This window comes from Streptomyces sp. NPDC002888 (assembly GCF_042888465.1).
Classification (GTDB): domain Bacteria; phylum Actinomycetota; class Actinomycetes; order Streptomycetales; family Streptomycetaceae; genus Streptomyces.
In genome coordinates this window covers 268,079-292,240 of record NZ_JBIAPU010000005.1, presented here as the reverse complement: position 1 = coordinate 292,240, position 24,162 = coordinate 268,079, and the positions used below count along the sequence as shown (strand labels likewise).

Annotated in this window: 22 protein-coding genes; 10 read left to right on the top strand and 12 right to left on the bottom strand. The window is 71.9% G+C overall.

Annotated features, from left to right (window positions below):
• Positions 1–11: 11 nt before the first annotated feature.
• Positions 12–1,547, bottom strand: a complete 1,536-nt coding sequence (locus ACFYWX_RS10950; RefSeq protein ID WP_389423651.1) for a gamma-aminobutyraldehyde dehydrogenase — start codon at positions 1,545–1,547, stop codon at positions 12–14.
• Positions 1,548–1,755: 208 nt separating this feature from the next.
• Here ACFYWX_RS10950 and ACFYWX_RS10945 point away from each other — a divergent pair, with 208 nt between their 5' ends.
• Positions 1,756–2,319: an NADAR family protein gene (locus ACFYWX_RS10945; protein WP_389423751.1), complete on the top strand. Its 564-nt coding sequence runs from the start codon at positions 1,756–1,758 to the stop codon at positions 2,317–2,319.
• A gap of 147 nt (positions 2,320–2,466) precedes the next feature.
• Here the strand turns inward: ACFYWX_RS10945 and ACFYWX_RS10940 are convergent, their stop codons facing one another.
• Positions 2,467–2,928, bottom strand: coding sequence for a DUF4190 domain-containing protein (locus ACFYWX_RS10940; protein ID WP_389423650.1), 462 nt, complete (start codon positions 2,926–2,928; stop codon positions 2,467–2,469).
• Positions 2,929–3,004: 76 nt separating this feature from the next.
• A complete protein-coding gene (locus tag ACFYWX_RS10935) occupies positions 3,005–3,700 on the bottom strand; it encodes a DUF4190 domain-containing protein (protein WP_389423649.1) in 696 nt (231 codons plus the stop codon).
• Positions 3,701–4,019: 319 nt separating this feature from the next.
• Between ACFYWX_RS10935 and ACFYWX_RS10930 the strand changes: the two genes are divergently transcribed.
• Together ACFYWX_RS10930 and ACFYWX_RS10925 are read left to right on the top strand one after the other, a co-directional pair.
• Positions 4,020–5,081, top strand: a complete 1,062-nt coding sequence (locus ACFYWX_RS10930; protein ID WP_389423648.1) for an adenosine deaminase — start codon at positions 4,020–4,022, stop codon at positions 5,079–5,081.
• A gap of 20 nt (positions 5,082–5,101) precedes the next feature.
• On the top strand, positions 5,102–5,785 hold the full coding sequence (locus ACFYWX_RS10925; RefSeq protein ID WP_389423647.1) for a glycerophosphodiester phosphodiesterase: 684 nt from the start codon (positions 5,102–5,104) through the stop codon (positions 5,783–5,785).
• A 6-nt stretch (positions 5,786–5,791) separates the two neighbouring features.
• Here ACFYWX_RS10925 and ACFYWX_RS10920 read toward each other — a convergent pair whose 3' ends face one another.
• Complete coding sequence (locus ACFYWX_RS10920; RefSeq protein WP_389423646.1) at positions 5,792–6,394, bottom strand: NADPH-dependent F420 reductase; 603 nt, start codon at positions 6,392–6,394, stop codon at positions 5,792–5,794.
• 114 nt (positions 6,395–6,508) lie between these two features.
• On the opposite strand from ACFYWX_RS10920, the gene ACFYWX_RS10915 reads away from it, so the two are divergent.
• A complete protein-coding gene (locus tag ACFYWX_RS10915) occupies positions 6,509–6,868 on the top strand; it encodes a winged helix-turn-helix transcriptional regulator (RefSeq protein ID WP_389423645.1) in 360 nt (119 codons plus the stop codon).
• On the opposite strand, the gene ACFYWX_RS10910 is transcribed toward ACFYWX_RS10915, so the two are convergent.
• Positions 6,850–8,532, bottom strand: a complete 1,683-nt coding sequence (locus ACFYWX_RS10910; protein WP_389423644.1) for a sigma-70 family RNA polymerase sigma factor — start codon at positions 8,530–8,532, stop codon at positions 6,850–6,852. The two genes, ACFYWX_RS10915 and ACFYWX_RS10910, sit on opposite strands and share 19 nt — an antisense overlap.
• Before the next feature lie 296 nt (positions 8,533–8,828).
• On the opposite strand from ACFYWX_RS10910, the gene ACFYWX_RS10905 reads away from it, so the two are divergent.
• The gene (locus tag ACFYWX_RS10905) at positions 8,829–10,028 is read left to right on the top strand and encodes a serine hydrolase domain-containing protein (RefSeq protein WP_389423643.1); all 1,200 of its coding nucleotides are present in this window, start codon (positions 8,829–8,831) and stop codon (positions 10,026–10,028) included.
• Here the strand turns inward: ACFYWX_RS10905 and ACFYWX_RS10900 are convergent.
• The 5 genes from ACFYWX_RS10900 to ACFYWX_RS10880 are packed head-to-tail and all read right to left on the bottom strand — an operon-like array spanning position 10,021 to position 16,493.
• Positions 10,021–10,542: a hypothetical protein gene (locus tag ACFYWX_RS10900; RefSeq protein ID WP_389423642.1), complete on the bottom strand. Its 522-nt coding sequence runs from the start codon at positions 10,540–10,542 to the stop codon at positions 10,021–10,023. The two genes, ACFYWX_RS10905 and ACFYWX_RS10900, sit on opposite strands and share 8 nt — an antisense overlap.
• Positions 10,543–10,586: 44 nt before the next feature.
• Positions 10,587–12,101, bottom strand: a complete 1,515-nt coding sequence (locus ACFYWX_RS10895) for a sensor histidine kinase (RefSeq protein ID WP_389423641.1) — start codon at positions 12,099–12,101, stop codon at positions 10,587–10,589.
• Entirely contained in the window at positions 12,098–12,850 is a 753-nt protein-coding gene (locus ACFYWX_RS10890) for a response regulator transcription factor (RefSeq protein WP_389423640.1), read from the bottom strand. The genes ACFYWX_RS10895 and ACFYWX_RS10890 overlap by 4 nt, the downstream gene beginning before the upstream one ends.
• Positions 12,851–12,880: 30 nt before the next feature.
• Complete coding sequence (locus tag ACFYWX_RS10885; RefSeq protein WP_389423639.1) at positions 12,881–15,181, bottom strand: ArnT family glycosyltransferase; 2,301 nt, start codon at positions 15,179–15,181, stop codon at positions 12,881–12,883.
• Between the two features lie 34 nt (positions 15,182–15,215).
• Positions 15,216–16,493 carry a glycosyltransferase gene (locus tag ACFYWX_RS10880; RefSeq protein WP_389423638.1) on the bottom strand — a complete coding sequence of 426 codons (1,278 nt, stop codon included), beginning with the start codon at positions 16,491–16,493 and terminating at the stop codon, positions 15,216–15,218.
• Positions 16,494–17,006: 513 nt separating this feature from the next.
• On the opposite strand from ACFYWX_RS10880, the gene ACFYWX_RS10875 reads away from it, so the two are divergent.
• The 5 genes from ACFYWX_RS10875 (at position 17,007) to ACFYWX_RS10855 (ending at position 21,713) form a co-directional block, all read left to right on the top strand.
• Complete coding sequence (locus ACFYWX_RS10875) at positions 17,007–17,936, top strand: ABC transporter ATP-binding protein (RefSeq protein WP_389423637.1); 930 nt, start codon at positions 17,007–17,009, stop codon at positions 17,934–17,936.
• A complete protein-coding gene (locus ACFYWX_RS10870; protein ID WP_389423636.1) occupies positions 17,936–18,829 on the top strand; it encodes an ABC transporter permease in 894 nt (297 codons plus the stop codon). Before ACFYWX_RS10875 ends, ACFYWX_RS10870 begins: the two co-directional genes overlap by 1 nt.
• A 34-nt stretch (positions 18,830–18,863) precedes the next feature.
• Positions 18,864–20,228, top strand: a complete 1,365-nt coding sequence (locus tag ACFYWX_RS10865) for a sensor histidine kinase (protein ID WP_389423635.1) — start codon at positions 18,864–18,866, stop codon at positions 20,226–20,228.
• Positions 20,225–20,893, top strand: a complete 669-nt coding sequence (locus tag ACFYWX_RS10860) for a response regulator (RefSeq protein ID WP_389423634.1) — start codon at positions 20,225–20,227, stop codon at positions 20,891–20,893. The genes ACFYWX_RS10865 and ACFYWX_RS10860 overlap by 4 nt, the downstream gene beginning before the upstream one ends.
• A gap of 106 nt (positions 20,894–20,999) precedes the next feature.
• Positions 21,000–21,713: a LuxR C-terminal-related transcriptional regulator gene (locus tag ACFYWX_RS10855; protein WP_389423633.1), complete on the top strand. Its 714-nt coding sequence runs from the start codon at positions 21,000–21,002 to the stop codon at positions 21,711–21,713.
• A 52-nt stretch (positions 21,714–21,765) separates the two neighbouring features.
• Here the strand turns inward: ACFYWX_RS10855 and ACFYWX_RS10850 are convergent, their stop codons facing one another.
• Positions 21,766–23,388, bottom strand: a complete 1,623-nt coding sequence (locus ACFYWX_RS10850; protein ID WP_389423632.1) for a sensor histidine kinase — start codon at positions 23,386–23,388, stop codon at positions 21,766–21,768.
• Positions 23,385–24,116 carry a response regulator transcription factor gene (locus ACFYWX_RS10845; RefSeq protein ID WP_389423631.1) on the bottom strand — a complete coding sequence of 244 codons (732 nt, stop codon included), beginning with the start codon at positions 24,114–24,116 and terminating at the stop codon, positions 23,385–23,387. The genes ACFYWX_RS10850 and ACFYWX_RS10845 overlap by 4 nt, the downstream gene beginning before the upstream one ends.
• Positions 24,117–24,162: the final 46 nt, after the last annotated feature.

Genomic DNA, 24,162 nt, shown 5'->3' with positions numbered 1-24,162 from the left:
GCCTGTCGCTGCTATCGGTCCCCGAAGACAGTGCGGTGCCAGTCCTTGCGGACCACCGCGGTGTTGTCGAACATGACGTGCTTGATCTGGGTGTACTCCTCGAACGAGTACGTGGACATGTCCTTGCCGAAGCCGGACGCCTGGTATCCGCCGTGCGGCATCTCGCTGATGATCGGGATGTGGTCGTTGACCCACACGCACCCCGCCTTGATCTCACGTGTGGCGCGGTTCGCCCGGTAGACGTCCCGGCTCCACGCGGAGGCCGCGAGGCCGTAGGGGGTGTCGTTGGCGAGCCGGATGCCCTCGTCGTCGGTGTCGAAGGGCAGCACGACCAGGACCGGGCCGAAGATCTCGGACTGCACGACCTCGCCGTCCTGGGGCGCGTCGGCGATGAGCGTCGGCCGGTAGTACGCGCCGTTCGCGAGGTCTCCTCCCGGCACCTCGCCGCCGGTGACCACGCGCGCGTAGGCACGCGCACGGTCGACGAAGGCGGCGACCCGGTCGCGCTGGGCGTGCGAGACCAGCGGGCCGAGGTCGGTGCCGGGGGCGAAGGGGTCGCCGAGCCGGACGGTCTCCATGAGGGCCGCCGTCTTCTCGACGAACGCCTCGTAGAGGGGCCGCTGCACATACGCGCGCGTGGCGGCCGTGCAGTCCTGGCCGGTGTTGATGAGCGCCCCCGCGACCGCGCCGTGGACGGCGGCGTCGAGATCGGCGTCGTCGAAGACGACGAAGGGCGCCTTGCCGCCCAGCTCCAGGTGGAGGCGCTTGACGGTGGCGGTGGCGATCTCCGCGACCCGCTTGCCCACGGCGGTGGAGCCGGTGAAGGACGTCATCGCCACGTCGGGGTGGCCGACCAGGCGCTCCCCGGCCTCCCTGCCGGTGCCGCTGACGATGTTGACCACACCGTCCGGGATGCCGGCGTCGGTGGCGGCCCGCGCGAACAGCAGCGAGGTGAGCGGGGTGAGTTCGGCGGGCTTCAGCACGATCGTGTTGCCCGCGGCGATCGCCGGGAGGATCTTCCAGGCGGCCATCTGAAGGGGGTAGTTCCAGGGCGCGATGGAGCCCACGACACCGATGGGCTCGCGGCGCACGTAGGAGGTGTGGTCAGGGGAGTACTCCCCGCCGGACTGGCCGGAGAGGTGGCGGGCCGCCCCTGCGAAGAACGCGGTGTTGTCGATCGTGCCGGGGACGTCGAACTCGCGCGTCAGCTTCAGCGGCTTGCCGCACTGGAGCGACTCGGCCCGGGCGAAGTCCTCGGCACGGTCGGCGAGGACGGCGGCGAAGCGGTGCAGGGCGTCGGAGCGCTCGCCCGGCGTGGCGCCAGCCCAGCCCGGGAAGGCCTTGCGCGCGGCGGCGACGGCCGCGTCGACGTCGTCGGCGCCCGCGAGCTCGTACGTGTACACCTCCTCACCGGTGGCCGGATCGACCACGGCGTGGGTGTGGCCGGAGGTGCCCTTCGTCAGGCGGCCCGCGATGTACTGCGCGCCGTCCGCGAAATGCTCCTGGGCGGGAAATCGGTCCGGGGTGGCGGTGCCCGGTTTCTGCATGTCGCTCTCCTCCGCCGGCGCCCCGTCCCGGGGGACGGGCGGCGTAGCTCCAGCTCGATTTGAGTGCCGATCCTGACAGAGGCGTGCCACCGCAACAAGTGATTCCGTTGTTGCCTTTTGGTTACGCGACGAAATCTGTCGACCAGGTGTCGAGTCGGCATGGAAAAGAAGGGACGGAGTGTCAGTGGTGCGTGCCAGACTCGTCGGCATGGGGAAGATCGATTCTTGGGACGTCCTGGTCAAGGAGGTCCGCGCGGGGGCGAGGGTCAAGTACCTCCACTTCTGGGGGCACCGGCCACGGCCCGACGGGCAGGTGGGCGCGAGCTGCCTGAGCCAGTGGTGGCCGTCGCCGTTCACGGTGGACGGGGTGCGGTACGCGACGGCGGAGCACTGGATGATGGCGTCGAAGGCCCGGCTGTTCGGCGACGCCGAGGCGGAGAAGAAGGCCGTCACGGCCGCGAACCCCGCGGTCGCGAAGAAGGCCGGGCGGCTGGTGCGGGGCTTCGACGAGTCGATATGGGAGCGGGAGCGGTTCGGGATCGTCGTCGAGGGCAGCGTCCACAAGTTCGCCGCGCACACGGATCTGCGGGGGTACCTGCTGGGGACCGGGGGCCGGGTGCTGGTGGAGGCCAGTCCCCTGGACCGGGTGTGGGGCATCGGGCTGGCCGCGGACGACGAGCGGGCCGCCGACCCCGAGCGGTGGCGGGGTCCCAACCTGCTGGGGTTCGCGCTGGTGGAGGCACGGGAGCGGCTGCGGGCCGGAGCGGCATGACGGCCGCAGGCAGCGTGAGGGCCTGGGCAGCGTGAGGGCCTGGGCAGCGTGAGGGCCTGGGCAGCGTGAGGGCCTGGGCAGCGTGAGGGCCTGGGCGACATGACGAAGGGCCGGCCCGGGGGCCGGCCCTTCACGTGACGCTCAGCGTCAGGCCATGCTCATGACGCTTGCGAAGAGCAGCAGCCCCAGCAACGGCAGGATCACGGTGGCCACGATGCCGCACACGAGCCCCGCGGTCGCCGCGCCCTTGTTGGTCGCCTCCCCGCGGTTGGCCTTACCCCGGCCGATCGCGCCGAAGATGATCGCCAGGATTCCGAGGATGACTCCGAAGAACCACAGGAAGAAGGTCACGCTGCACACCACGCCGATGATGCCCAGCACCAGTCCGGTGGTGCCCAGGCCGTTGCTCGGCTGCGGCGGCATCCCGTAACCGTGCGCCTGCGGATAGCCCACCGGAGGCGCGGCCGGGTAGGACGGACCCGGGTTCGGGTAGCCGTAACCGGGGCCGGACTGCTGGCCGGCCTGCGGATAGGCGTATCCCCCCGACGGCGGCTGTGACGGTGGTGTCGGTGGCCCGAATCCCCCGGGACCGGGATTGGCGTCAGACATGAACTGCTCTCCCCTCGTTGACAGTCAAGGCATCGTAGTGGCCCAGCTCATCGCGGGGGAAAGCGTTTGGGAGCTGTCAGCGGTCGACCGGAGCGGACACCGTCACGACGGAGCTGAGGGCGCCGTAGTAGTCGTCGTCGCCGTAGTTCGATTCCTCGTTGAAGGCGGCCGTGATCCCGATCGCCAGCAGGACGATCACGGCGACGCCGAGGACGATGCCGATGACGCCCATGATGAGGCCCGCCTGGGCCTGGCCGTGGTTGTTGGCCTCGCCGCGCTCGGCCTTGCGGCGGCCCTTGACCCCGAAGACCACGGCGAGGATGCCGAGCACGAGCGAGACCACGCCGTACAGGCAGAACAGGCAGCAGGACAGGATGCCCAGCACCATCGCGGCGAGGCCCATGCCGTTCTGCGGAGCCATCGGCATCCCGGACCAGCCGTAGCCCTGCGGGTAGCCGGGGTAGCCGTATCCACCGGCGGCGGGACCGGTGGGCGCGACGGGCGGGGGCGGCACGCCGGGGCCGCCGACGGGAGGGGTCGCACCGGGCGACGCGTAGCCCGGCGGGGCGTAGCCGGCGGGGCCGGGGGCGGCGAAGCCGTCGGCCGGCAGGGAGGCGATCGTCGCCTGGTCGTGCACGGAGGGCGGCTGCGGGGCGGACGGCGGGGGAGCGCCGGGCGTCTCGTCCTTGCTCAGCGAGGGCCTGCTGTCGGGCGGCGCCCAGGGGTCGTGTCCGCCTCCGGCGTCCCCGCCCGGCCGCGCTGCGTCTGACATGTCCGTCCCCCTAGGTCGATCGTCCCGCCATGCTACGGCCTGGCCCCACCCGCCTGACGGCCCGGTCCCACCGCACCCCGCCACTCGGCACCCCGGCCCAGCTGCGGGCATGCGTGCCGCCTGGGGCGGCACGGGTGGGCGCAGCGGCACCCCGGGCGCCGGGCCCCGCCCCGGCACCCTTGCGCCGAGCACACCCCGCGGTACCCCACCGCCCTCCCGCCACGGCCGTACCCCCGGCCTACGATGGCCCTGCACTCGATCAGCCGATCACCCGCGCCGCACCGCACACGTGCCTGGCGCCCTGCCCGGGGAGGCACCCTTGACCAACCACCTCGTCGACCCTCAGACCACTCGTGACCTGAACGCCTTCATCGCCGGACTGCCGAAGGCCGAACTGCACGTCCACCACGTGGGCTCCGCCTCCCCCCGCATCGTCGCCGAACTCGCCGCCCGCCACCCCGACTCCAAGGTCCCCACCGACCCCGAGGCCCTGGTCGACTACTTCACCTTCACGGACTTCGCCCACTTCATCGAGGTGTACCTGTCCGTCGTCGACCTGATCCGCACCCCGGAGGACGTGCGGCTGCTGACCTACGAGGTGGCCCGGGACCTGGCCCGCCAGCAGGTGCGGTACGCGGAGCTGACCATCACCCCGTTCTCCTCCACCCGGCGCGGCATCGACGAGGCGGCCTTCATGGACGCGATCGAGGACGCGCGCAAGGCGGCCGAGGCGGAGCTCGGGACCGTGCTGCGCTGGTGCTTCGACATCCCCGGCGAGGCCGGTCTCGAGGCCGCCGAGGAGACGACCCGGCTCGCCACCGACGACCGCCTGCGCCCGGAGGGCCTGGTCTCCTTCGGGCTCGGCGGGCCCGAGGTCGGCGTACCGCGCCCGCAGTTCAAGCCGTACTTCGACCGCGCGATCGCGGCCGGGCTGCGCTCGGTGCCGCACGCCGGCGAGACCACGGGTCCGGAGACGGTGTGGGACGCGCTCACCCACCTGCGCGCCGAGCGGATCGGGCACGGCACCAGCTCCGCCCAGGACGAGAAGCTCCTCGCGCACCTCGCCGAGCACCGCATCGCGCTGGAGGTGTGCCCGACGTCCAACATCGCCACGCGCGCGGTCCGCACCCTCGACGAGCACCCGATCAAGGAGTTCACACGCGCCGGGGTCCTGGTCACCATCAACTCCGACGACCCGCCGATGTTCGGCACCGACCTCAACAACGAGTACGCGGTCGCCGCCCGCCTCCTCGACCTCGACGAGCGGGGTCTGGCGGACCTGGCCCGCAACGCGGTGGAGGCGTCCTTCCTCGACGCGGCCGGCAAAGCCCGTATCGCGGACGAGATCGACACCCACACCTCCGGGTGGCTCGCCTCCTGACCACCATCACAATGGGGCCCATGCAGAACGTGACCGCCGTGGCCCACCGCGGCGACCCCTACCGCGTCCGTGAGAACACCCTCGACTCACTGCGTTCCGCGCTCGAACTGGGCGCGGACGCGGTGGAGATCGACGTACGGCTCACCCGGGACGGCGTCCCCGTGCTGCTGCACGACCAGACGCTGAAGCGGCTGTGGGAGCGGGACCGTCCGCTGCTGTCGCTGTCGGCGGCCGAGGTGCGCGAGCTGACGGAGGGCGGGGTGCCGACCCTGGCCGAGGCGCTGGCGGCGACCGACGGCAGCCGGGTGATGCTCGACCTGCCCGGCACGCCGGACGTGCGGGCGGCCCGCCGGATGGTGGACGTCGTACGCGAGAGCGGCGCGCAGGACCGCGTGTACTACTGCGCGGGCGCCCCCGCCATGCTCGCCGTCCGCGCCGCCGACCCGTCCGCCGAGATCGCCCTCACCTGGACGACCCTGGCGCCACCGCGGCCCGCGCTGCTCGACGCGATACGGCCGCGCTGGCTCAACTACCGGTTCACCCTGGTCGACCGCGCCCTCGCCGAACGCGTCCACCGCGACGGCCGCCTGCTCTCCGTCTGGACCCCGGACACCCGCCGCTCCATGCGCCGCCTGCTGGAAGCGGGCGTCGACTCGATCACGACCAACCGCGTCGACGTACTGCTGGGGCTGCGGGTCGACTAGCACCCCCTAGGCGCGCGGCCCCGCGAACGCGAGCGGCGGTGTGATCGCCTGTGCGTCCGCGCCTTCCCCCACCCACAACCCGATCAGCAGCGCGGCCGTGGCCTCCACCAGGGCTGCCCGGTCCAGGCCGCCCGCGTCCAGCGGTTCGCAGCCCAGGTCGCGGACGAGGTGTCGTACGACGGACAGCGCGTCCGGGTCGTCGCCGCACAGCGGGACCGCCAGCGGGCGGCCGTCGAAGACCGGTGGGGTCAGCCGCCAGACGTCCTCGTGGCAGAGGTTGAAGGCCTTGACCACGTGCGCGGTGGGCGCCGCGGCGGCGATGCGTTCGGCCGCGGCGGGCCCGCCGGTGGTGAGCAGGCGGAAGCCGGGGCCCACGGGGTTGGTGCAGTCGATCAGCACCCGCCCACGCAGCACGTCCGCGAGGTCGGCGACCACCTCGACCACGGCCTCGTACGGCACCGCCAGCAGCACCGCGTCCGTCCCGGACCGGGCCGCCTCCCGCAGCCCGCCCGAGCGGCGGCCTCCGACGACGACCTCGTGTCCCGCCCGCCGCCACTGTGTGCCGAGCGCGTCCGCCATCCCGCCGGTGCCGAGAATCCCGATGCGCATGCGTCCCTCCCAAGTCCGTTTCGCGCGAGTGCGTTTCGCGCGAGTGCGTTTCGCGCGAGTCCGTTTCGCACGACACGCACGACACTAGGAAGTCGCTCGGGCACCATTCGGTACGTGACCATCGACCACGCGTTCCTCGCCGACTGCCGGACCCGGCTCGCCTTCGACCTCGTCTCCAACACCTGGAACCCTGTGGTGGTCTGGGCCCTCAAGGACGGCCCCAGGCGCCCCGGCGAGCTGCAGACACACATCGGCGGGATCAGTCAGAAGGTGCTGACGGAGACGCTGCGCAGGCTGGAGTTCAACGGGCTCGTCGCGCGGCGGGCGTACGGGGGGTCGCCGCCGCGCGTGGAGTACGAACTCACCGGCTTGGGGCGGACGTTGATCGCACCGATCGAAGCCTTCGGCGCCTGGGCGCACGACCACGGGGACGAGGTGATGGCCGCCCAGGACCGCTACACGCGCGAGCGCTGAGGCACCGTCGCCGGATCGGCCGGGGTCGCTCGGGTGACGTACTGCGGCACGGGGGTGTCGTCGTCGCCGGTGTCGCGGACGAGGCCGTAGCGCCTCGCGCCCTCGGGGGGACCGCTCAGCACGTCCTCCTCCACCTTGTCCCAGGTCGTCGGGAAGACGTTCAGGCCGTAGTCGGCGCCCCGCTCGTTCACGGTGAGGGTGACGCTGCCGTCGACGTAGAAGTACTCGTTCTGCCACATCTGCTGGGTGCCGGACGGCAGGACGGCGTAGCCGGTGGTCGCGTTGCCCATGCCGGTGGCGGTGGTGTCGGTGGTGCTGAAGGGGTCGTCCATGCGGCGGCCGCCGCCCGAGGCGACGTGGAAGAGCTTGCCCTTCAGGCCGGTCCAGCTCGGCATGACCAGGCCGCCGGCCCGGTACTGCGGCGATATCTGCCAGCGCACGAGCACATAACCCTTGCCGCTGAGCGTGACGCTGTCGCCCCGGTGGTTCATGGTGGCGTGCGCGCCGCCGGTGCTGGTGACGCCGGTCTCGGGCCGGCGCGGCAGGGCCGCGGGCTTGGCGGTCGGGTCGGGTGCCCGGTCGACGGCGTCGACGACGCTGCCGTAGGCCTCCGCCTTCTTCGTCGGCGACGCGGACGGCGAGGGCGAGGGTGACGCCGACCGTGTGGGCGGCGCGGCGGGCGACGAGGCGGTCGGGCCGGCCGGGGAAGCCGTGGGCGAGACGGCCGCACGCGGCGGCGGATCGTCCGGGGTCTGTACGACGACGTAGGCGCCGCCCGCCACGATGGTCGCGCCCGCGGTCATCGCCACGGCCGGTTTGGTGAGCGCGCTCAGCACCTTGGCGGACCAGCCGACCGACGTGCCGGCGGCGGTGGCGGCCACCGCCGTCTTGCCGCCGAAGGCCAGCGAGAGGGTGAAGCCGACCGGGATCGGGACGAGCGCGATACCGACGAGCAGGCGCTCCGCCGGTACGACCGACTCGCGGGTGTCTCCGCAGTAGCCGCAGCCCCGGATGTGCCGGGCCAGCCGCTTGCGCCACACCGAGTCGGGGCGCCCGTTCCAGCGGCCGGTCAGTTCGCGCAGGTCCGGGCAGGCGCCGTCCAGGGCGCGCACGATGCCGCGGGAGGTCTCCAGGCGCTCCTTCATCCGCTGGACGCGCACGGCGGCGTGCTGTCGGCTGATCCCGACGGCCGCCGCCAGCTCGCGCCGGGTCAGTTCGCCCGCGACCTCCAGCCACCACAGCGACAGCAGCTGCCGGTCCTCGTCGTCCAGCCAGCGCACCGCCTCCGCGACCTCGCGCCGCTGACCCTCCAACTGGAGCCGCAGAACGGTGAGTTCGGCGAAGTCGGCGGCGTCGTGCGGCAAGGCCCGCTCGTCGTCGGACAGCCGCTGCGGCGTCCTGCGGCGGGCCCGGTCCCGGATCTGCCGCATGGCGATCGCGACCAGCCAGGACCGGAAGCTGTCCGGGTCGCGCAGCGAACCGAGGTTGTCGACGGCACGCAGCATCGTCTCCTGGACGACGTCGTCGACGTCCGCGTGGCCGTTCAGGGCGCGTCCGACGATGTTGTAGACGAGCGGGAGCCAGCCCTCGACCAGCTCGTCCAGCGCCTGCCGGTCGCCGGCCTGCGCGGCGGCGATGGTCGAGCGCCAGTGCTGCGTGTCCACGGTGCCCTCTCGGTGGCTGATCCGGTGCCTGATGTCCCTACTTTTCTGCACGCACCCTCTCAGGCCGACCTGGGATGTTGGCTATGTCCGGCATCACAGTGAGGAGACGGGGTGAAGGACGGGCCGATAACACTTTTTCGCACCCGTAGGGGCCCTCCCCTACAACACCCCTGGCACGCACGGCATTTGGTCGGGGCTCTCCCAGGGTCGGGCACCCTACTCGGCGACGATCCGCACGGCGGCGTACGGCCCGAGGATGATCACGAATCCTTCACCGACCTCCTCAGGAGCAGTTGATGAGCGCACGCAGCCGCACCACCGTCCTCGCCGCCTCCCTCGTCCTCGCCCTCGCGGCGGGCCCACTCGCCGCGCCCGCGTTCGCCGCGCCCGCGCCGCACCGGGCCGCCGCCCAGGGCACGGATACACAGTGCACGGACGCACAGGGCACGGACGCACAGGGCACGGACGCACCGGACCGCGAGGCCCTGAGAGCCGCACTCAAGGGACTCCCGGACAAGGACGCGACCGCGGCCCTGGTGCGGGTCGGCGGCACCGGCGGCAGCTGGCGCGGCAGTGCGGGCGTGCGCGATCTGGAGAGCGGCCGCCCGGCCGACCCCGATGCCCGCTTCCGGGCCGGCTCGACGACGAAGGTGGTGACGGCGGCCGTCGTCCTGCAGCTCGCCGCGGAGCGCCGGGTCGACCTGAACGCGCCGGTTCAGCGCTATCTCCCCGGGCTGCTCGGCGAGGACTTCCTGCCGATCACCGTCCGGCAGCTGCTGAACCACACCAGCGGCATCCAGCCCGGGGACGGCCTCGGGGACTCCTTCGAGGAGCTGTACGAGCACCGCTTCGAACACCAGGCCCCGAGGGAGGTCGTGGCCTCCGCGGCGGCGAAGGGCCCGGAGTTCGACCCCGGGGACCAGCAGCACTACCTGAACATCAACTACACGATCCTGGGCCTGCTGATCGAGAAGGTGACCGGACACTCGTACGCCTCGGAGACCGCCCGACGTGTCTTCCGCCCCGCCGGAATGCACCACACCTACTTCCCCGGCACCGACGCCCGCATCCACGGCCCGCACAACCGCGGGTACCAGGCCGTGCAACGCCCCGACGGCACGACCGAGCTCGTCGACGTGACCGACTGGATCCCCGCCGACGAGGCGGCGGGCGGCATGATCTCCACAACCGCCGACCTGGAGCGGCTGGTCACGCACCTCTTCCACGGCGACCTCGTCCCCGAGCCCCAACTGAGGGAGATGTTCACCCTCCCCCCGAAGATCACCGGCGCGGTGATGACCGCCGGCCTCATGCGCTACGAGTACGAGGGCACGGTCTACTGGCTGAAGACCGGCGCCCGTTACGGCTACAGCACCATGATCGGCGCCACCTGCGACCTGAGCCGCACCCTGGTCTACTCGGTCAACTCGACGGACGCGAAGGGCGAGGGCATGAACCCGGTGGCGGCGCGGATCGCGCAGGCCGCGCTCAAGTAGCGAGCGCCGGCGCGGTGTTCGGGGTGAGCGCCTCCAGCCGCTTGATCTTCCTCCGCACGATGTACAGCGGCACCACCCCGAACACCCCGAACGACATGTCGATCACGCTCCACCAGAACGGAATCCCGCGCATCGGTCCGCAGACCAGGGCCAGCGGAATGATCCCGGCACAGGCGATCATCGCGAACTCGACGACCCAGACGTTGCGTACCGGGTCGCGGTACGGGCCGTAGAACGCGACCGCGATGACGAGGTGCGCGAAGGCCAGCCAGTCCGTGCCGTACAGGACGAACGGGTACGCGGCGTCGGTGTCGTCGAGCCCGCGCCGCACATACGAGATCCAGTCCGTCAGCGCCGGCAGGTGCTCCGGCACGGACAGGGCCCGCAGCAGGTCCTCGGTCCAGCTCAGCTCGTGCACCAGGGGGAAGGCCGTGGCGCCGCTGAGCACCAGGCAGACGACGAAGAGAACCAACCATGCGCGGATGCCCTTGAGAAGGGCGGCTCTGTCGCTCATGGGGGAAGCGTACGCCGAGAATTGAACACGTTCAAAAACCATTCTCATGCGCGGGCGGGAAGAACCAGGCGGAACGTGCATCCGGTGCCGGCTCCTGTGTCGAGTTCGAGTCTGCCGCCGTGGCCCTGGGCGATCGCCGTGGCGATGGCGAGGCCGAGGCCGCTGCCGCCGTGGTCGCGGGAGCGGGAGGGGTCGACGCGGTAGAAGCGCTCGAAGACCCGCTCGGACTCCTCCGGCGGCAGTCCGGGCCCCTGATCGACGACAGCGATCACACAGATCGGCGTGCCCTCGGCCAGGGGTACGGAGGCGCTGGTGCGGCCGGGGCGGTCGGTGCCTCCCGTCGTCCGCCCGGCGCGGGCGGTGCCCACGCGCACGTCGACCGGGGTGCCGGGGGGCGTGTGGACGAGCGCGTTGGACAGGAGGTTGGTGACGACCTGGAGCAGGCGGTGGGGATCACCCACCGTTTCCACCACCTCGAGTTCGGAGTCCGCGGCCGTCGCGTCGAGAGGGCTGAGCGTCACCCGGTGCTCGCCGCCACCGCGTACCGCCGCCGCGCTCACCGCGTCGGCCGCGAGGGACAGCAGGTCGACGGGGTCGGTCCGGTACGCGGGCTCGTGATCCAGTTTCGCGAGCAGGAGCAGGTCGTCGACGAGAAGGGTCATGCGCTCGGCGTTTTTGGCGACCTGTTCGTCGGCCTCCCGGCGCTGTGCAGCGGGGCGGTCCGGGTGACGCAGGGCCAGCTGGGCGAAGCCCTGGATGGAGGTGAGGGGCGTACGGAGTTCATGTCCGGCGTCGGCGACGAAGCGGCGCAGTCGGGCCTCGGAGAACTCCCGCTGTCGCAGGGCCTGTTGGAGGCGGTCGAGCATGTCGTTCAGTACGGTGCCCAGGCGACCGGTCTCGGTGCGCGGGTCGGTGTCGGGCAGCCGCAGGCTCAGATCCCCGGCGGTGATGTCCTGAGCCGTGTGCTCCATCCTGGTCAGCGGAAGGAGGCCGAGGCGGACCACCCACCGGCCGACGGCGATCAGCCCGACCACGGCCGCGGCGAAGACGGCCACATTGAGGGCCAGGAGTTTGGACAGGGCCCCCTCGACGGTGTCGAGCGGCAGGGCGACCACGAACGTGGTGCCCTCGACGGCTCCGTTCTTCCACAGCACCCGCCAGTGGCCGTCGCCGGACACGGCGGGGACGATGGCCTGGTGTCCCTTGGACAGCTGGAGTCCGCTCGTGGAACGCGGCAGCCTCGGCCCCGGTTTCCGCCCACCGCCCAGGTTTCCCCGTTTCTGACCCGAGGCGTCGTAGAAGGTGACCCGGAAGTCCGAGGGCAGGGTGAGGGATTCCGGGGCGGGTCCGCTGGGCGGCGGGACCGCGCCGACGAAGGCCCGGTCCGGGAGGATGAACTCCGTCAGCTGCTGGTCGACCCGGTTCAGCAGCCAGGAGTGCAGGACCAGAACCCCGATGGTCTGAGCGGTGAGGACGGCGGCCGCGGCGAGCAGGGTCACGCCCCACACCAGGCGGCCGCGCAGCGAACCGGGCCGCCGAGTGCGCGAAGGGCTGGTCACTGGTCGGCCCCGGTGGCGTGGTGGCCCCGGGGAAGCCGCAGGCAGTAGCCGACCCCGCGCACGGTGTGCAGCAGGGGCGGGTCGAAGCGGTCGATCTTGCGACGCAGGTACTTGACGTACGTCTCCACGATGCGGCCGTCGCCGGCGAAGTCGAACCCCCACACATGGTTGAGGATCTTGGTCTTGCTCATCACCCGGTTGGCGTTCTCCATCAGGTAGGTGAGCAGGTTGAACTCGGTCGGTGACAGCGGGATGTACTGGCCGGCCCGGTGCACCTCGTGGGCGTTCTCGTCCAGCTCCAGGTCGGCGAAGCGCAGGATCCCGCTGTCGGCGCCCTCCCCGTCGGACAGGCGGTCGGGGTCGGTCCGGCGCAGGATGGCGCGGATGCGCAGCAGCAACTCCTCGATGCTGAACGGCTTGGTCACGTAGTCGTCGCCACCCGCGGTCAGGCCCGCGATGCGGTCGGCGACCTCACCGCGGGCCGTCAGGAACAGCACCGGTGTGCGCACACCCGCCGCCCGCAGGCCGCGGGTGACCGCGAGGCCGTCCAGGTCGGGCAGCATCACGTCCAGCAGGACCAGGTCGGGGCGCAGGGCCTCGACGTCCCGCAGGGCTTCCCGCCCGGTGGCGGCGCCGGCGACCTCGTAGCCCGACAGGCGCAGCGCCGACTCCAGCAGCATGCGGATGCCGGGGTCGTCCTCGACCACCAGAAGGCGGTGCGGAGTGGGGGCGCCGGGCGGTTCGGGCATGGTGCGGTGTCGTCCGTTCTGCCGCTGCTGCTACTTGGTGGCGCTCTTGGCGGCGCAGTCGTACAAGGTCGTGGCCGTACGGCCCATCATGCCGCCCGCTGCCGAGCCGGTGCCGCCGGTGCTGCCGGTGCTGCCGGTGCTGCCGGTGCTGCCGGTGCTGCCAGTGCTGCCGGTGCCGCCGGTGCCGCCGCCGTACGCCTTGGCAGGGACCTCGGTGCAGTTCTCGCCGATCCACGTCGACCGCTGGGAAGCCGCGCTGTCCGCGCCGCCCATCAGGGCGCCCATGCCGCCGGAGGAGCCGGAGCCGAGGACGTAGCGCAGCTCGCCGCTCTTCGTCCACTTCCGCAGCTGTCGTACGGAGGGTGCGTCGTCGGTGCCGATGAAGCCGCCCATGCCGATGACGGTGGCGTCGCTGTTCAGGATGAACGTGGCCGCGCTCGTGGCTCCGCCCTCGACCGCGAGGGTGATGCGGGCGTCGCCGGAGTGCTTGCCGGCGTAGTCGAGGATCTTGCGCTGGTCGGAGGTGAGGGTGGTGCCGCCGCCCAGGCCGCCGAAGCCGCCAGGGGCTCCGGAGCCGCCCCCTGCGGACCCGCCGCCGGTTCCGGGGAACGAGGGCATCGTGCCGCCGGAGCCCGATCCCGAGCCGCCGCCCCCGCCGGGGAACCCGGGCATGTCGGTGGGCATGCCCTCGGGCAGTTCGCCCGAAGAGCCGCCGGGCGTTCCCGAACCGCCTGCGCCCCCCGGCATCCGGAAGCCCTCGGGCAGCTCGAAGCCGCCGCCACTGCCGCCGGACGAGCGCCCCGCCCCGAAGGACATCGTGAGCGGCCCGGCCGTCGGATTGGCCCCGCCCATCGCCGATCCGGACCCGCCGGGCACACTGACCGCCCACGCACCCGGCGCGAGCAGGACCGCCAGCAGCGCACCTCCCAGGGCGGCCGGAACGAGCCGTACCGTCCACAGCGCGGCGATCAGCAGTCCGACGGCGACGAGTCCCAGCAGCAGCACCACCCAGGCCAGCCACCCGTGCCAGGACGGCACCCGGCGGATCACGACGGCGGCCCACACCACCGTCACCAGCACGGTCCCGGCGCCGACGGGCAGCGCCCAGCGCGCCCCGGCCCGGTGCGCCCGCATCAGCGCCGTCACCAGAGCGGCGGTCGACGCGGCGACAGCGGGGGCGAGTTGGGTGGTGTAGTACGGGTGAAAGGTGCCTTCCTGGGTGGAGTACACCAGGCCGCACACCACCAGCCAGGTCCCCCACAGCACCCACCCGGAGCCCGCCAGAGGCTCGCCCGCCGAGCCGCTGCCGCGCCGGCGCAGCACCGCCCCGGCCACCGCGACGACCAGCGCCACGGCGCTCACCGGCAGCAGCCAGCTGATCTGCCCGGCCACCTGGTCGTTGAACAACCGCAACAGCCCGGCCTCGCCGCCGAAGGCACCGCCGATGTTGCCCATGCCGCCGCTCGAGCCCGCGCTCTCGCCGAAGATCCGGCCGAGCCCGTTGTAGCCGGTCACCAGGTCCCAGGCGCCACCGTCGGTGCTGCCGCCGATGTACGGCTGGTCACCCGGCCACCAGGCGACCATCGCCACCCACCACAGCGAGGAGACGGCACACACGGCCCCGGCGATCAGCAGCCGTCCGACCCGCGCGAGCCAGGTCCCGGCCGCGCCGACCAGCCAGGCCGCCGCGAGAGCCGGGAGCACCATCCAGGCCGCCATCATCTTCGTGAGGAAGCCACATCCGATCAGGAACCCGCTCGCGCACAGCCACCATGTGCCGGGCCGGCCCGGGTCGGCCTGCAGGGCGCGGGTGAGCGCGTAGGCCGCGGCCACCAGGAACAGCACCAGCAGCGTGTCGGGGTTGTTGTCGCGGTTGATGGCCACGGTGATCGGGGTCAGGGTCATCACCAGGGCCGCGAGCAGCGCCGCGCCCTCGCCCGCCCAGCGCCGCACCGTGCGGTGCAGCACGAGGACGGCGGCCACACCCTCCAGCACCTGGGGCAGGATCAGCGCCCACCCGTGCAGGCCGAAGATCTTGCTGCTGAGGACCTGCGGCCACAGAGCGGCCGGGGGCTTGTCGACGGTGACGACTCCGGCCGGGTCGAAGGAGCCGAACAGGAAGTTCGTCCAGTCCTGGCCCATCGACTTCACGGCGGCCGAGTAGTAGCTGTTGCCCCAGCCGAGGGAGCCGAGGGCCCAGCCGTACAGCAGCGCGGCCAGCAGCAGGATCGATCCGAGGGCGGCGGGGGCCGCCCAGCCCGGCAGGGGGCGGCTCGTTACGGGGAGGCGCGTGTCGGTGCTCGGCCGCGCCTCGGAGGTGTGGGTGGTCATGGGGAGATTCGCTCTCGGGGAGGGGGCCGAAGGGTCAGGACGCACGGCGGCGGAACACGGCCAGCCGCAGCACCAGGAAGCGGATGCCGGTCACCAGGACCGAGGAGGCGGCGAGGACGAGCGTCTCGGCGGCGGCCGAGGCGTCGGGGACGGCGTTGCGGAACAGCAGCACCGCGCCCGAGGTGACCAGGTAGCCGAGGACGAACAGCGCCCCGGCGCCCAGGTGCGCCCGCCGCGCGCCGACGTCGTCCGCGGAGTGGCGGAAGGTGAGGCGGCGGTTGGCCTCGGTGTTGAGGAGGGTGAGGACGAGGAGCGAGACGAAGTTGGCGACGGCGGGCTGCCACCAGCCGCGCAACAACCAGTAAAGGAGAGCCTGTCCGGCGGTCGAGGCGATGCCGATGAGGACGAAGCAGCCGACCTGCCAGGTGAGTTGGGAGCGTGCGGCGTCCGAGGCGAGGACGGCGTCGGGGTGCTCGGCGGCGGGCTCCGGGCGACGCGGCACCGGGACGCGGGCGGCCCCCGACGCCTTGAGCCGGGCCAGGCGCCACAGACCCTTGAGGTCGTCCGTGGCGGTGCCGACGACGTCCACGCGGGTGTCGACGTCCTCCACCCAGTCGACGGGGACCTCGTGGATGCGCAGTCCGTTGTGCTCGGCGAGCAGCAGCAGTTCGGTGTCGAAGAACCAGGCGTCGTCCTGGGTCTTGGCCAGCAGCGGGCGGAGCACCTCGGTGCGGGCGGCCTTGAATCCGCACTGGGCGTCACTGAAGTGGGCGCCGTGGGTGCGCCGGATCAGCGCGTTGTAGCAGCGGGAGATCAGCTCGCGGCGCGGGCCGCGCACGGTGCGGGCACCGGGGGCGAGACGGCTGCCGATGGCGAGGTCGGAGTGGCCGCTGGCGAGCGGGGCGATCAGCGGCAGCAGCCCGTCCAGACCGGTGGACAGATCGACGTCCATGTAGACGACGATGTCGGCGTCGCTCGTACCCCACACGGTGCGCAGCGCCAGACCGCGGCCCTTGCGCTCCAGATGGACGACACCGACACCGGGCAGTTCCCCGGCGAGTTCCCGGGCCACGGCGAGGGTGCGGTCGACGCTGGCGTTGTCCGCCACGGTGATGTGCCAGGGATACGGCAACTCTTCGCGCAGCCGGGCGTGCAGGGTGCGGATGCAGCCGGGCAGGGCCCGTTCCTCGTTGTGGACGGGAATGACGATCTCGACGGTCGGCGGGCGCGTGGCGGTCGAACCATGGGCGTGCGCCGGCGAGGGCAGCTGAAATCGCCGAGCCGTACGCAGGCCACTGCTTGTGTGCGTCATGGGTTCCTCGGGCGGTGGGGGTCGGTGGGGGCGGCTCCCTTTCACGCCCGCGTCCTGGCGGTGCGCGGGGTCGACTCTGACCGGCGCAGCAGGAAAAACGCGGGGAGGAAGCTGGGAACTGACAGGGAGTCCGCTGTCGATCCGCCCGTCGGCAGGCGGCGGCGGACGTCGCCGATCCTCGCCGTACGACCTGGGAAGCCGAGGTCAGCCGCCCGGGAATCAGCCGAGAGAACGCTGTGCTCCGGCCATACCGTGCGGTGGCCGGCCCGCTGAGATCATCCGCTCAGGCCCTCCTCACAGAACGCCGGTGGCGCCTTTCACGCTGGGGACGCGTGGACCGCAGGCCCTGGTACCCGGGACGACAAGGGTGGGAGACCGGTGGTACCCCGGTACCACTCACCCTCCGAAGATTCCCCCGGGGTCCCAGAGATCGGGCCTGCCGCGCTCCTAACTTCGAATGCAGACACCGCGGTGCATCCGCGGCCCAGTTCGAGGCAGGAAAGGCCCCCTCCCATGATCGAAGCGCGTGAGCTGACGAAGCGGTACGGCGACAAGACGGTCGTCGACAACCTGAGCTTCACCGTGAAGGCCGGTGAGGTGACCGGCTTCCTCGGCCCCAACGGCGCGGGCAAGTCCACCACCATGCGCATGATCATCGGGCTGGACTCCCCCACCAGGGGCTCGGTCACCGTCAACGGCCGCTCCTACGCCAAGCACGCCGCACCGCTGCACGAAATCGGCTCTCTCCTGGAGGCCAAGTCCGTCCACCCGGGGCGCAGCGCGGTCAACCACCTGATGGCACTCGCGCACACCCACGGCATCCCGCGCCGCCGGGTGGACGAGGTCATCGAGCTGGCCGGGCTGACCAGCGTGGCCGGTAAGCGGGTGGGCGCCTTCTCGCTCGGCATGGGCCAGCGGCTCGGCATCGCCTCGGCGCTCCTGGGCGACCCGGCGATCGTGATGCTCGACGAACCGGTCAACGGCCTCGACCCCGAGGGCGTGCTGTGGGTGCGCAACCTGCTGCGCGGTCTCGCCGACGAGGGGCGGGCCGTGATGCTCTCCTCGCACCTGATGAGCGAGACCGCCCTGATCGCCGACCACCTGGTGATCATCGGCCGGGGCCGGCTGCTCGCCGACACCACGGTCGACGACTTCACCCGGGAGGCCAGCGGCGGAGGCGTGCGGGTCGCCACCACCGAGGCCAGGAAGCTGCGCTCGCTGCTGGCCGGCCCGGACATCACGATCAGCTCCTCCTCCGCCGAGGAGCTGCTGGTCACCGGACGCGACGCCCGGGAGATCGGAGCGATCGCCGCCCAGCACGGGGTGGCCCTGTACGAACTCACCCCGCAGGCCGTCTCCCTGGAGGCGGCTTTCATGGACCTCACCCGCGACGTCGTCGAGTACCAGAGTGCTCCGGCCGACACCGAACGAAAGGCCGCCTGATGCCCGCCACCGCACTCCGCCGCAGCCGGCGCCCCGGCAAGCACCAGAACCTGTCCGCGGCACCCGGTCCAAAGACGCCCACCACCCCCACGACGAAGTACAAGGTGACCGGCATCCGCGTTCTGCGCTCGGAGTGGTCCAAGTTCTGGACGCTGCGCTCGACCTTGATCACCCTGGGTGTCGCGGTGTTCCTGCTGGTCCTTTTCGGGGCGATCGCGTCCTACACCTACAGCCCCGACGCCGTCGCGACCAGCGGGCCGCCCGGACCGGGTAGCTCCAGCGGCGACAGCAACGCGGTCAGTCTGGCCCTGACCGGTGTGTCCTTCGCACAGCTGGCTATCGGCGTCCTCGGCGTGCTGCTGGCCGCGGGCGAGTACAGCACCGGCATGATCCGCTCCACACTCGCCGCGGTGCCGCGCCGGCTGCCCGTCCTGTGGTCGAAGGCGGCCGTGATCGGGCCCATGGCCCTGGTCCTCACCACCCTCGGCGCACTGGCCGCCTTCCAGCTGGGCACACCAGGCCTGGACGGCGAGAAGATCGCACTCTCCCTGAGCGACGACGGCGTACTGCGCAGCCTGGCCGGCGCCGGCGTCTACCTCGGCCTGGTCGCCATCTTCGGCGTGGCCCTGGGTGTGCTGCTGCGCAACTCCGCCGGTGCCATCGCCGCCCTGGTGGGGATCCTGCTGATCCTGCCCGGCCTGGCCTCGCTGCTGCCCGACTCCTGGTACGACACGCTCAGTCCCTACTTCCCCAGCAACGCGGGATCGGCCGTCTACGCCCTGCACGAGTCCTCCGACGCCCTCTCACCCGGGGTGGGACTCGCGGTGTTCGCCGGCTGGGTGGCGCTGACACTCGCCGGGGCCGCCTACCGGCTCGTCAAGACCGACGTCTGACCAGGGCACGAGAACAATGAGGACAATGGTGTCCATGAGGGCGCACCGTCCGGCAGCCGCCGCGGACACCGCCCGGGGGGCGGCGGCCCCGCCGTCCCCCGGCTTCGACGCCGCCTGGGCGCACCCGCTGCTTGGCCGGCTGCTGCGCGACCAGAGCCGCCGGCAGCGGCTGGACCGCCGGCACCCGTGGCTGCTCGACACCGCCGTGGTGCTGATCGTCGTGGCGGTGAGTCTGCCCGACCTGTTCTGGGGCAACGGCGCCTCGCCCTTCGGGGACGTGGACGCACGGGATGAGCTGCCCTCCGCCGTCCCGTTCGTCGTTGTCGCCGCGCTCGCCATCCCGCTGTGGTGGCGCCGCAGGGCCCCCGCCGCCACGTTCTTCGTGATCGCGTCGGTTTCTCTTGTCCAGTGGTCACTGGGCCTCTGGCTGCCGGCGGGCCTCGGGGCGCTCATCGCCCTGTACACCCTGGCCCGGAACGGTTTCCTGCGGGTATTGGGCTGGGCCGCGGCGCTGACCGTCGTCGAGCTGCTGCTGGCCGTCTTCGTCCTGGTACCGATCGAACATCCGGTGCTCGGCAGCTTCTTCCTGCTCGGCACGGTGACTGCGGCCATCGCCGTCGGCCTGACCCTCCGGATCCGTCAGATGTACCTTGCGGCGCTGGAGGACCGCGCCAAGCGCCTGGAGATCGAGCAGGACCAACGCCTCCGGCTCACCGCCGCCGCCGAACGCTCCCGGGTCGCCCGCGAGATGCACGACATCGTCGGCCACAACCTCTCCGTCATGGTCAGTCTCGCCGCCGGCGCCGCAACCCTCGCCGCCAACCGGGGCGAGCAGTCCACCGACGCCCTGCGCATCCTCGGCGACACCGGCCGCCAGGCCATGAGCGAACTCCGTCGCGTACTGGGCGTCCTGCGCGAGGAGCGGGACGGCGAACAGCTGCTGAGCCCGCAGCCCGGCATCGGAGATCTGGACCCGCTGCTGACGCGGGTACGCGCGGCGGGACTGGCCGTCACCTACCGGACCGTGGGCGACCTCGACCCCCTGAGCAGCGGAGTCCAGCTCACCGTGTACCGCATCGTCCAGGAATCGCTTACCAACACGCTCAAGCACGCGGGTGCCGGCGCATCCGCCGACGTCACCATCGCCGTCGAGGCAGGAGAGGTGCGGATCCAGGTCACCGACACCGGCGTACCACCAGGGGCGCCTCCGCGAGCCAAGCCGGGAACCCGGAACGACGACCCCGGGCACGGTCTCGTCGGCATCCGCCAGCGGGCCGCCATGTACGGCGGCACCGCCATCATCGGACCGCGCGACACCGGCCACGGCTGGACGGTGGACGTCGCGCTCGACGTACCCTCCGCACCGACCCCGCCGGCACCAGGAGACCAACCGTCATGACCACCGTGCTGATCGCGGACGACCAGCCCCTCCAGCGCATGGGCGTCCGCATGCTCCTCGAGGGCACCCCCGGCCTGGAACCGGTCGGCGAGGCCGAGCACGGCACTGAAGCGGTCCGCCTGACCGCGCAACTGCGCCCCGATGTCGTCCTCATGGACATCCGCATGCCAGGCATGGACGGCCTTGAGGCCACCCGCCGCATCATCGCCGCCGGCGGCCGCACCCGCGTCCTCATCGTCACCACCTTCGACCTCGACGAGTACGCCTACGAAGGCCTGCGAGCCGGCGCCAGCGGCTTTCTGCTCAAGGACGCCCGCCCCGAGGAACTCGTCGCCGGCATCCACGCCGTCGCCACCGGCGACGCCGTCGTCGCCCCCCGCCTCACCCGCCGCCTCCTGGACGCCTACGCCCACCAGGTCCTCGCGCCGGCCGACGCCCCCACAGCCGAAGACCCCCGGCTACGGACCCTCAGCGACCGCGAACGCGAGGTCCTGATCGCCATCGGCCAGGGCTGGACCAACACCGAGATCGCCGAACGCCTCGTCCTCACCGAGTCCACCGTCAAGAAACACGTCGGCCGCGTCCTCGCCAAGATCGGCGCCCGCGACCGCATCCAGGCCGTGATCACGGCCTACGACGCCGGGCTGGTCAAGGCGAAGTCGTAGCCCGGGTGCGCCCGGCCCACGCCTGGCGCACCCGGTCCCGCGCCTTCCTGCTCCTTTCCCCCACGCACGACGCCACCATCCGCCTCAGCTCATGGAGAAGACAGGCATGGTCTCCGTACTCGTCGTCAACGACCAATCCCTCCAGCGCCACGCCCTGCGCCTGCTCCTGACAGCCGAGCCCGACCTGACCGTCGTCGGGGAAGCGACGGGTGGGAACGAGGCGGTCCGGGCCTGCACAGTCCTCCGCCCCGACGTCGTCCTCATGGACAGCCATCTGTCCAGGACGGACAGCCTTGACACCATCCGGCGCGTCGCACGACCCTCAACGCTTCCCGGCACCCCCGAACCCGCCCGAGCGGAGGGCCGCACCCCGCGTGTACTGGTTCTGACCGCAGCCGGCCGGGAGGGATACGCCTACGCCGCCCTGCGCGCAGGAGCCGGCGGATACCTCGACAACGACGCCACACCGGAAGAGCTGACCGCGGCCATCCGCATCGTGGCCGCCGGGGACGCCGTCATCACGCCCGGCCTGACCCGTGCGCTCATAGACACCGTCCGGCAACAGCGCACCACCGACCGCCGCACCACCGACCGCCGCCATCGGGCCTCCGGGCTCGACACCCTCACCGGACGGGAACACGACGTCCTCATCGCCGTCGCCTCCGGCTGGTCCAACGCCGAGATCGCCGAGCGGCTGACCATCGCCCCGACCACCGTCAAAACCCACGTCAGCAACATCCTCGCCAAGATCGGCGCCCGCGCCCGTGTCCAGGCGGTGGCCTTCGCCTACGAGTCCGGCCTCATACGGCCCGCGGCCTGATGCAGGGTTTGTATCCACCGGGCCGGCCGAAGCCGGAACCCTCGTGCGCCGGTCATCCCTTGAGCACTGCCGGTCCCGGCGGGCCGGTCGGCGTCGGCTGATCGACGAGTCTTGGGAGCAGGATCCGGAACGTGGCGCCCTGGCCGGGGGTCGAGTCGACCACGACGTGTCCCGCATGGGCGGTGACCAGGGATTGGACGATGGACAGGCCGAGGCCCGCCCCGCCGGTGGCGCGGTTGCGGGAGGTGTCGGCACGGTAGAAGCGCTCGAAAATACGGTCGCTCTGCTCCGGCATGAGCCCCGGGCCCTCGTCGGCCACCTCCAGGACGGCGTGGCCGCCGACCGTCCCGACGCCGATCCGCACAGGCGTGCCGGACGGGGTGTGGGCGACGGCGTTGCCGACCAGGTTGGTGACGACCTGACGCAGCCGGGCCTCGTCGGCGAGGGCCGGCGCGAGGGCGGGTGGGCCCTCGCCGCCCGGACCGGTGAGCGTGACGGCGCGGGACGGGTCCAGAGCGCGTACGTCGTGAAGGGCGTCGGCGGCCAGGGTGCGCAGGTCGGCGGGGGCGAGATCGAGATCCGGCGGGCCCCCGGGCACGCGGGAACCGGTGGGCTTGCCCGTGGTCTTCAGCGCGTGTTCGTCGAGGCGGGCCAGCAGGAGCATGTCCTCGACGAGCCGGGTGAGACGTTCGGACTCGCGGGCGATGCGGTCCATCGTGGCGTCGACGTCCTCACGCTCGGGCAGGGCGCCCATGCGGTGCAGATCGGTCAGGCCCTTGATGCCGGCGAGCGGGGTGCGCAGCTCGTGGCTGGCGTCGGCGACGAACCGGCTCATCCGCGCCTCGGACTCGGAGCGGGCGGCGAAGGCGGACTCGAGCTGCCCGAGCATGCCGTTCAGTGCCGCCGCCAGACGACCCAATTCCGTCTTTGATCCGGCCAGTTCGGGCACACGACGGGAGAGGTCGCCGCCGGCGATCTCGGCTGCTGTCTCTTCGATACGGGACAGCGGACGCAGCCCGGAGCGGACCGCGAACCAGCCGGCCACGGCCAGGACCGCGAGCAGGCCCAGTCCCGTGCTCTGGTAGATCCGCCACATGCGGTTCACCGTGCTGTCCACCTGGGTCATCGTCGTCGCCACGAGGACGCTGCCGGACTTGGAGGAGTTCGTCGTCGCGGTGCCCGGCAGACGGGCGCCGGTGATCCTGGGGACGGCGATCACCCGCCAGCGCGTGTCGCCCTTCGTGCCGGCGACGGTGAAGGGACGGCCGTCGCGGGCGATGACCGCGGCGGTGTTCATCCGGGGCAGTGCCGGGCCTCTCGCCTGCTCCGTCCGGTTGGTCCCGGCGAGGGAGTCGACACTGGTCTCGACCGTGCCGTCCTTCGTGACGTAGGTGATGACAGGGTTGCCGAGGACGTCCGTGCTGAAGTCACCGAGGCCGGATGGCGGCTTTCGTGCGGCGCCGTTCTCCACTGCCGTGGGCGGAATTAGGGCGAACACCTGTGCGGCGGCGCGCAGTTGCGCGTCGACGCGGTCCGCCATGTAACCACGCAGGGCGTTGCCGGTGACCAGGCTGAACGCCGTGAAGCCGACCGTCAGGAGCGCGACAGCCAGCAACAGCACCCGGCTGCGCAGCGACGCCCTCGTCCACACCCCAGGCATACGGGAGCTGGTCACGACTTCGGCCCCCGCAGCACGTACCCGACGCCGTGCACGGTGTGGATGAGCTTGGGACCGCCGTTGTCGATCTTGCGGCGCAGATAGCTGATGTAGGTGTCGACGATGCCGGTGTCGCCGTTGAAGTCGTAGTCCCACACGCGCTGGAGGATCTGCGCCTTGGAGACCGTGCGTCCGGCGTTGGTCATCAGGTAGTGCAGCAGCCGGAACTCGGTGGGCGACAGCCGCAGCGGCTCTCCCGAACGTGCCGCCTGCACTCCCTCGGGGTCGAGTTCCAGGTCGGCGACCCGCAGCAGTGCGGTGGGGTCGCCGCTGGTGCGGCGCAGCACCGCGCGGATCCGCGCGATCAGCTCCTCCAGGTCGAAGGGTTTGGTCACGTAGTCGTCGCCGCCCAGGACCAGCCCCTCGATCTTGTCCTGGGTGCCGTCGCGAGCGGTGAGGAACACGACGGGGACGTGCCCGGTCCGGGACGCCGAGGTGGCGCGGTGCTGCCCGCGCAGCCGCCGGATCACCTCGAAGCCGTCCAGGTCGGGCAGCATGACGTCGAGCAGCACCAGATCCGGTGAGACCTCCCGCGCCCGGTCCAGCGCTTCCTGCCCCGTCCCGGCCGCCGCAACGGTGAAGCCGGCGTGCCTCAGGGCCGCGCACAACAGCTCCCGGACAGTGGATTCGTCGTCCACGACCAACAGATTCACATCACCGGTGCCAGGCAAGGCAGAACGCTCCATTGCTTTCAAAGGAAGCCTCCGCCCACGGCAGCCGGGATCCTGCAAG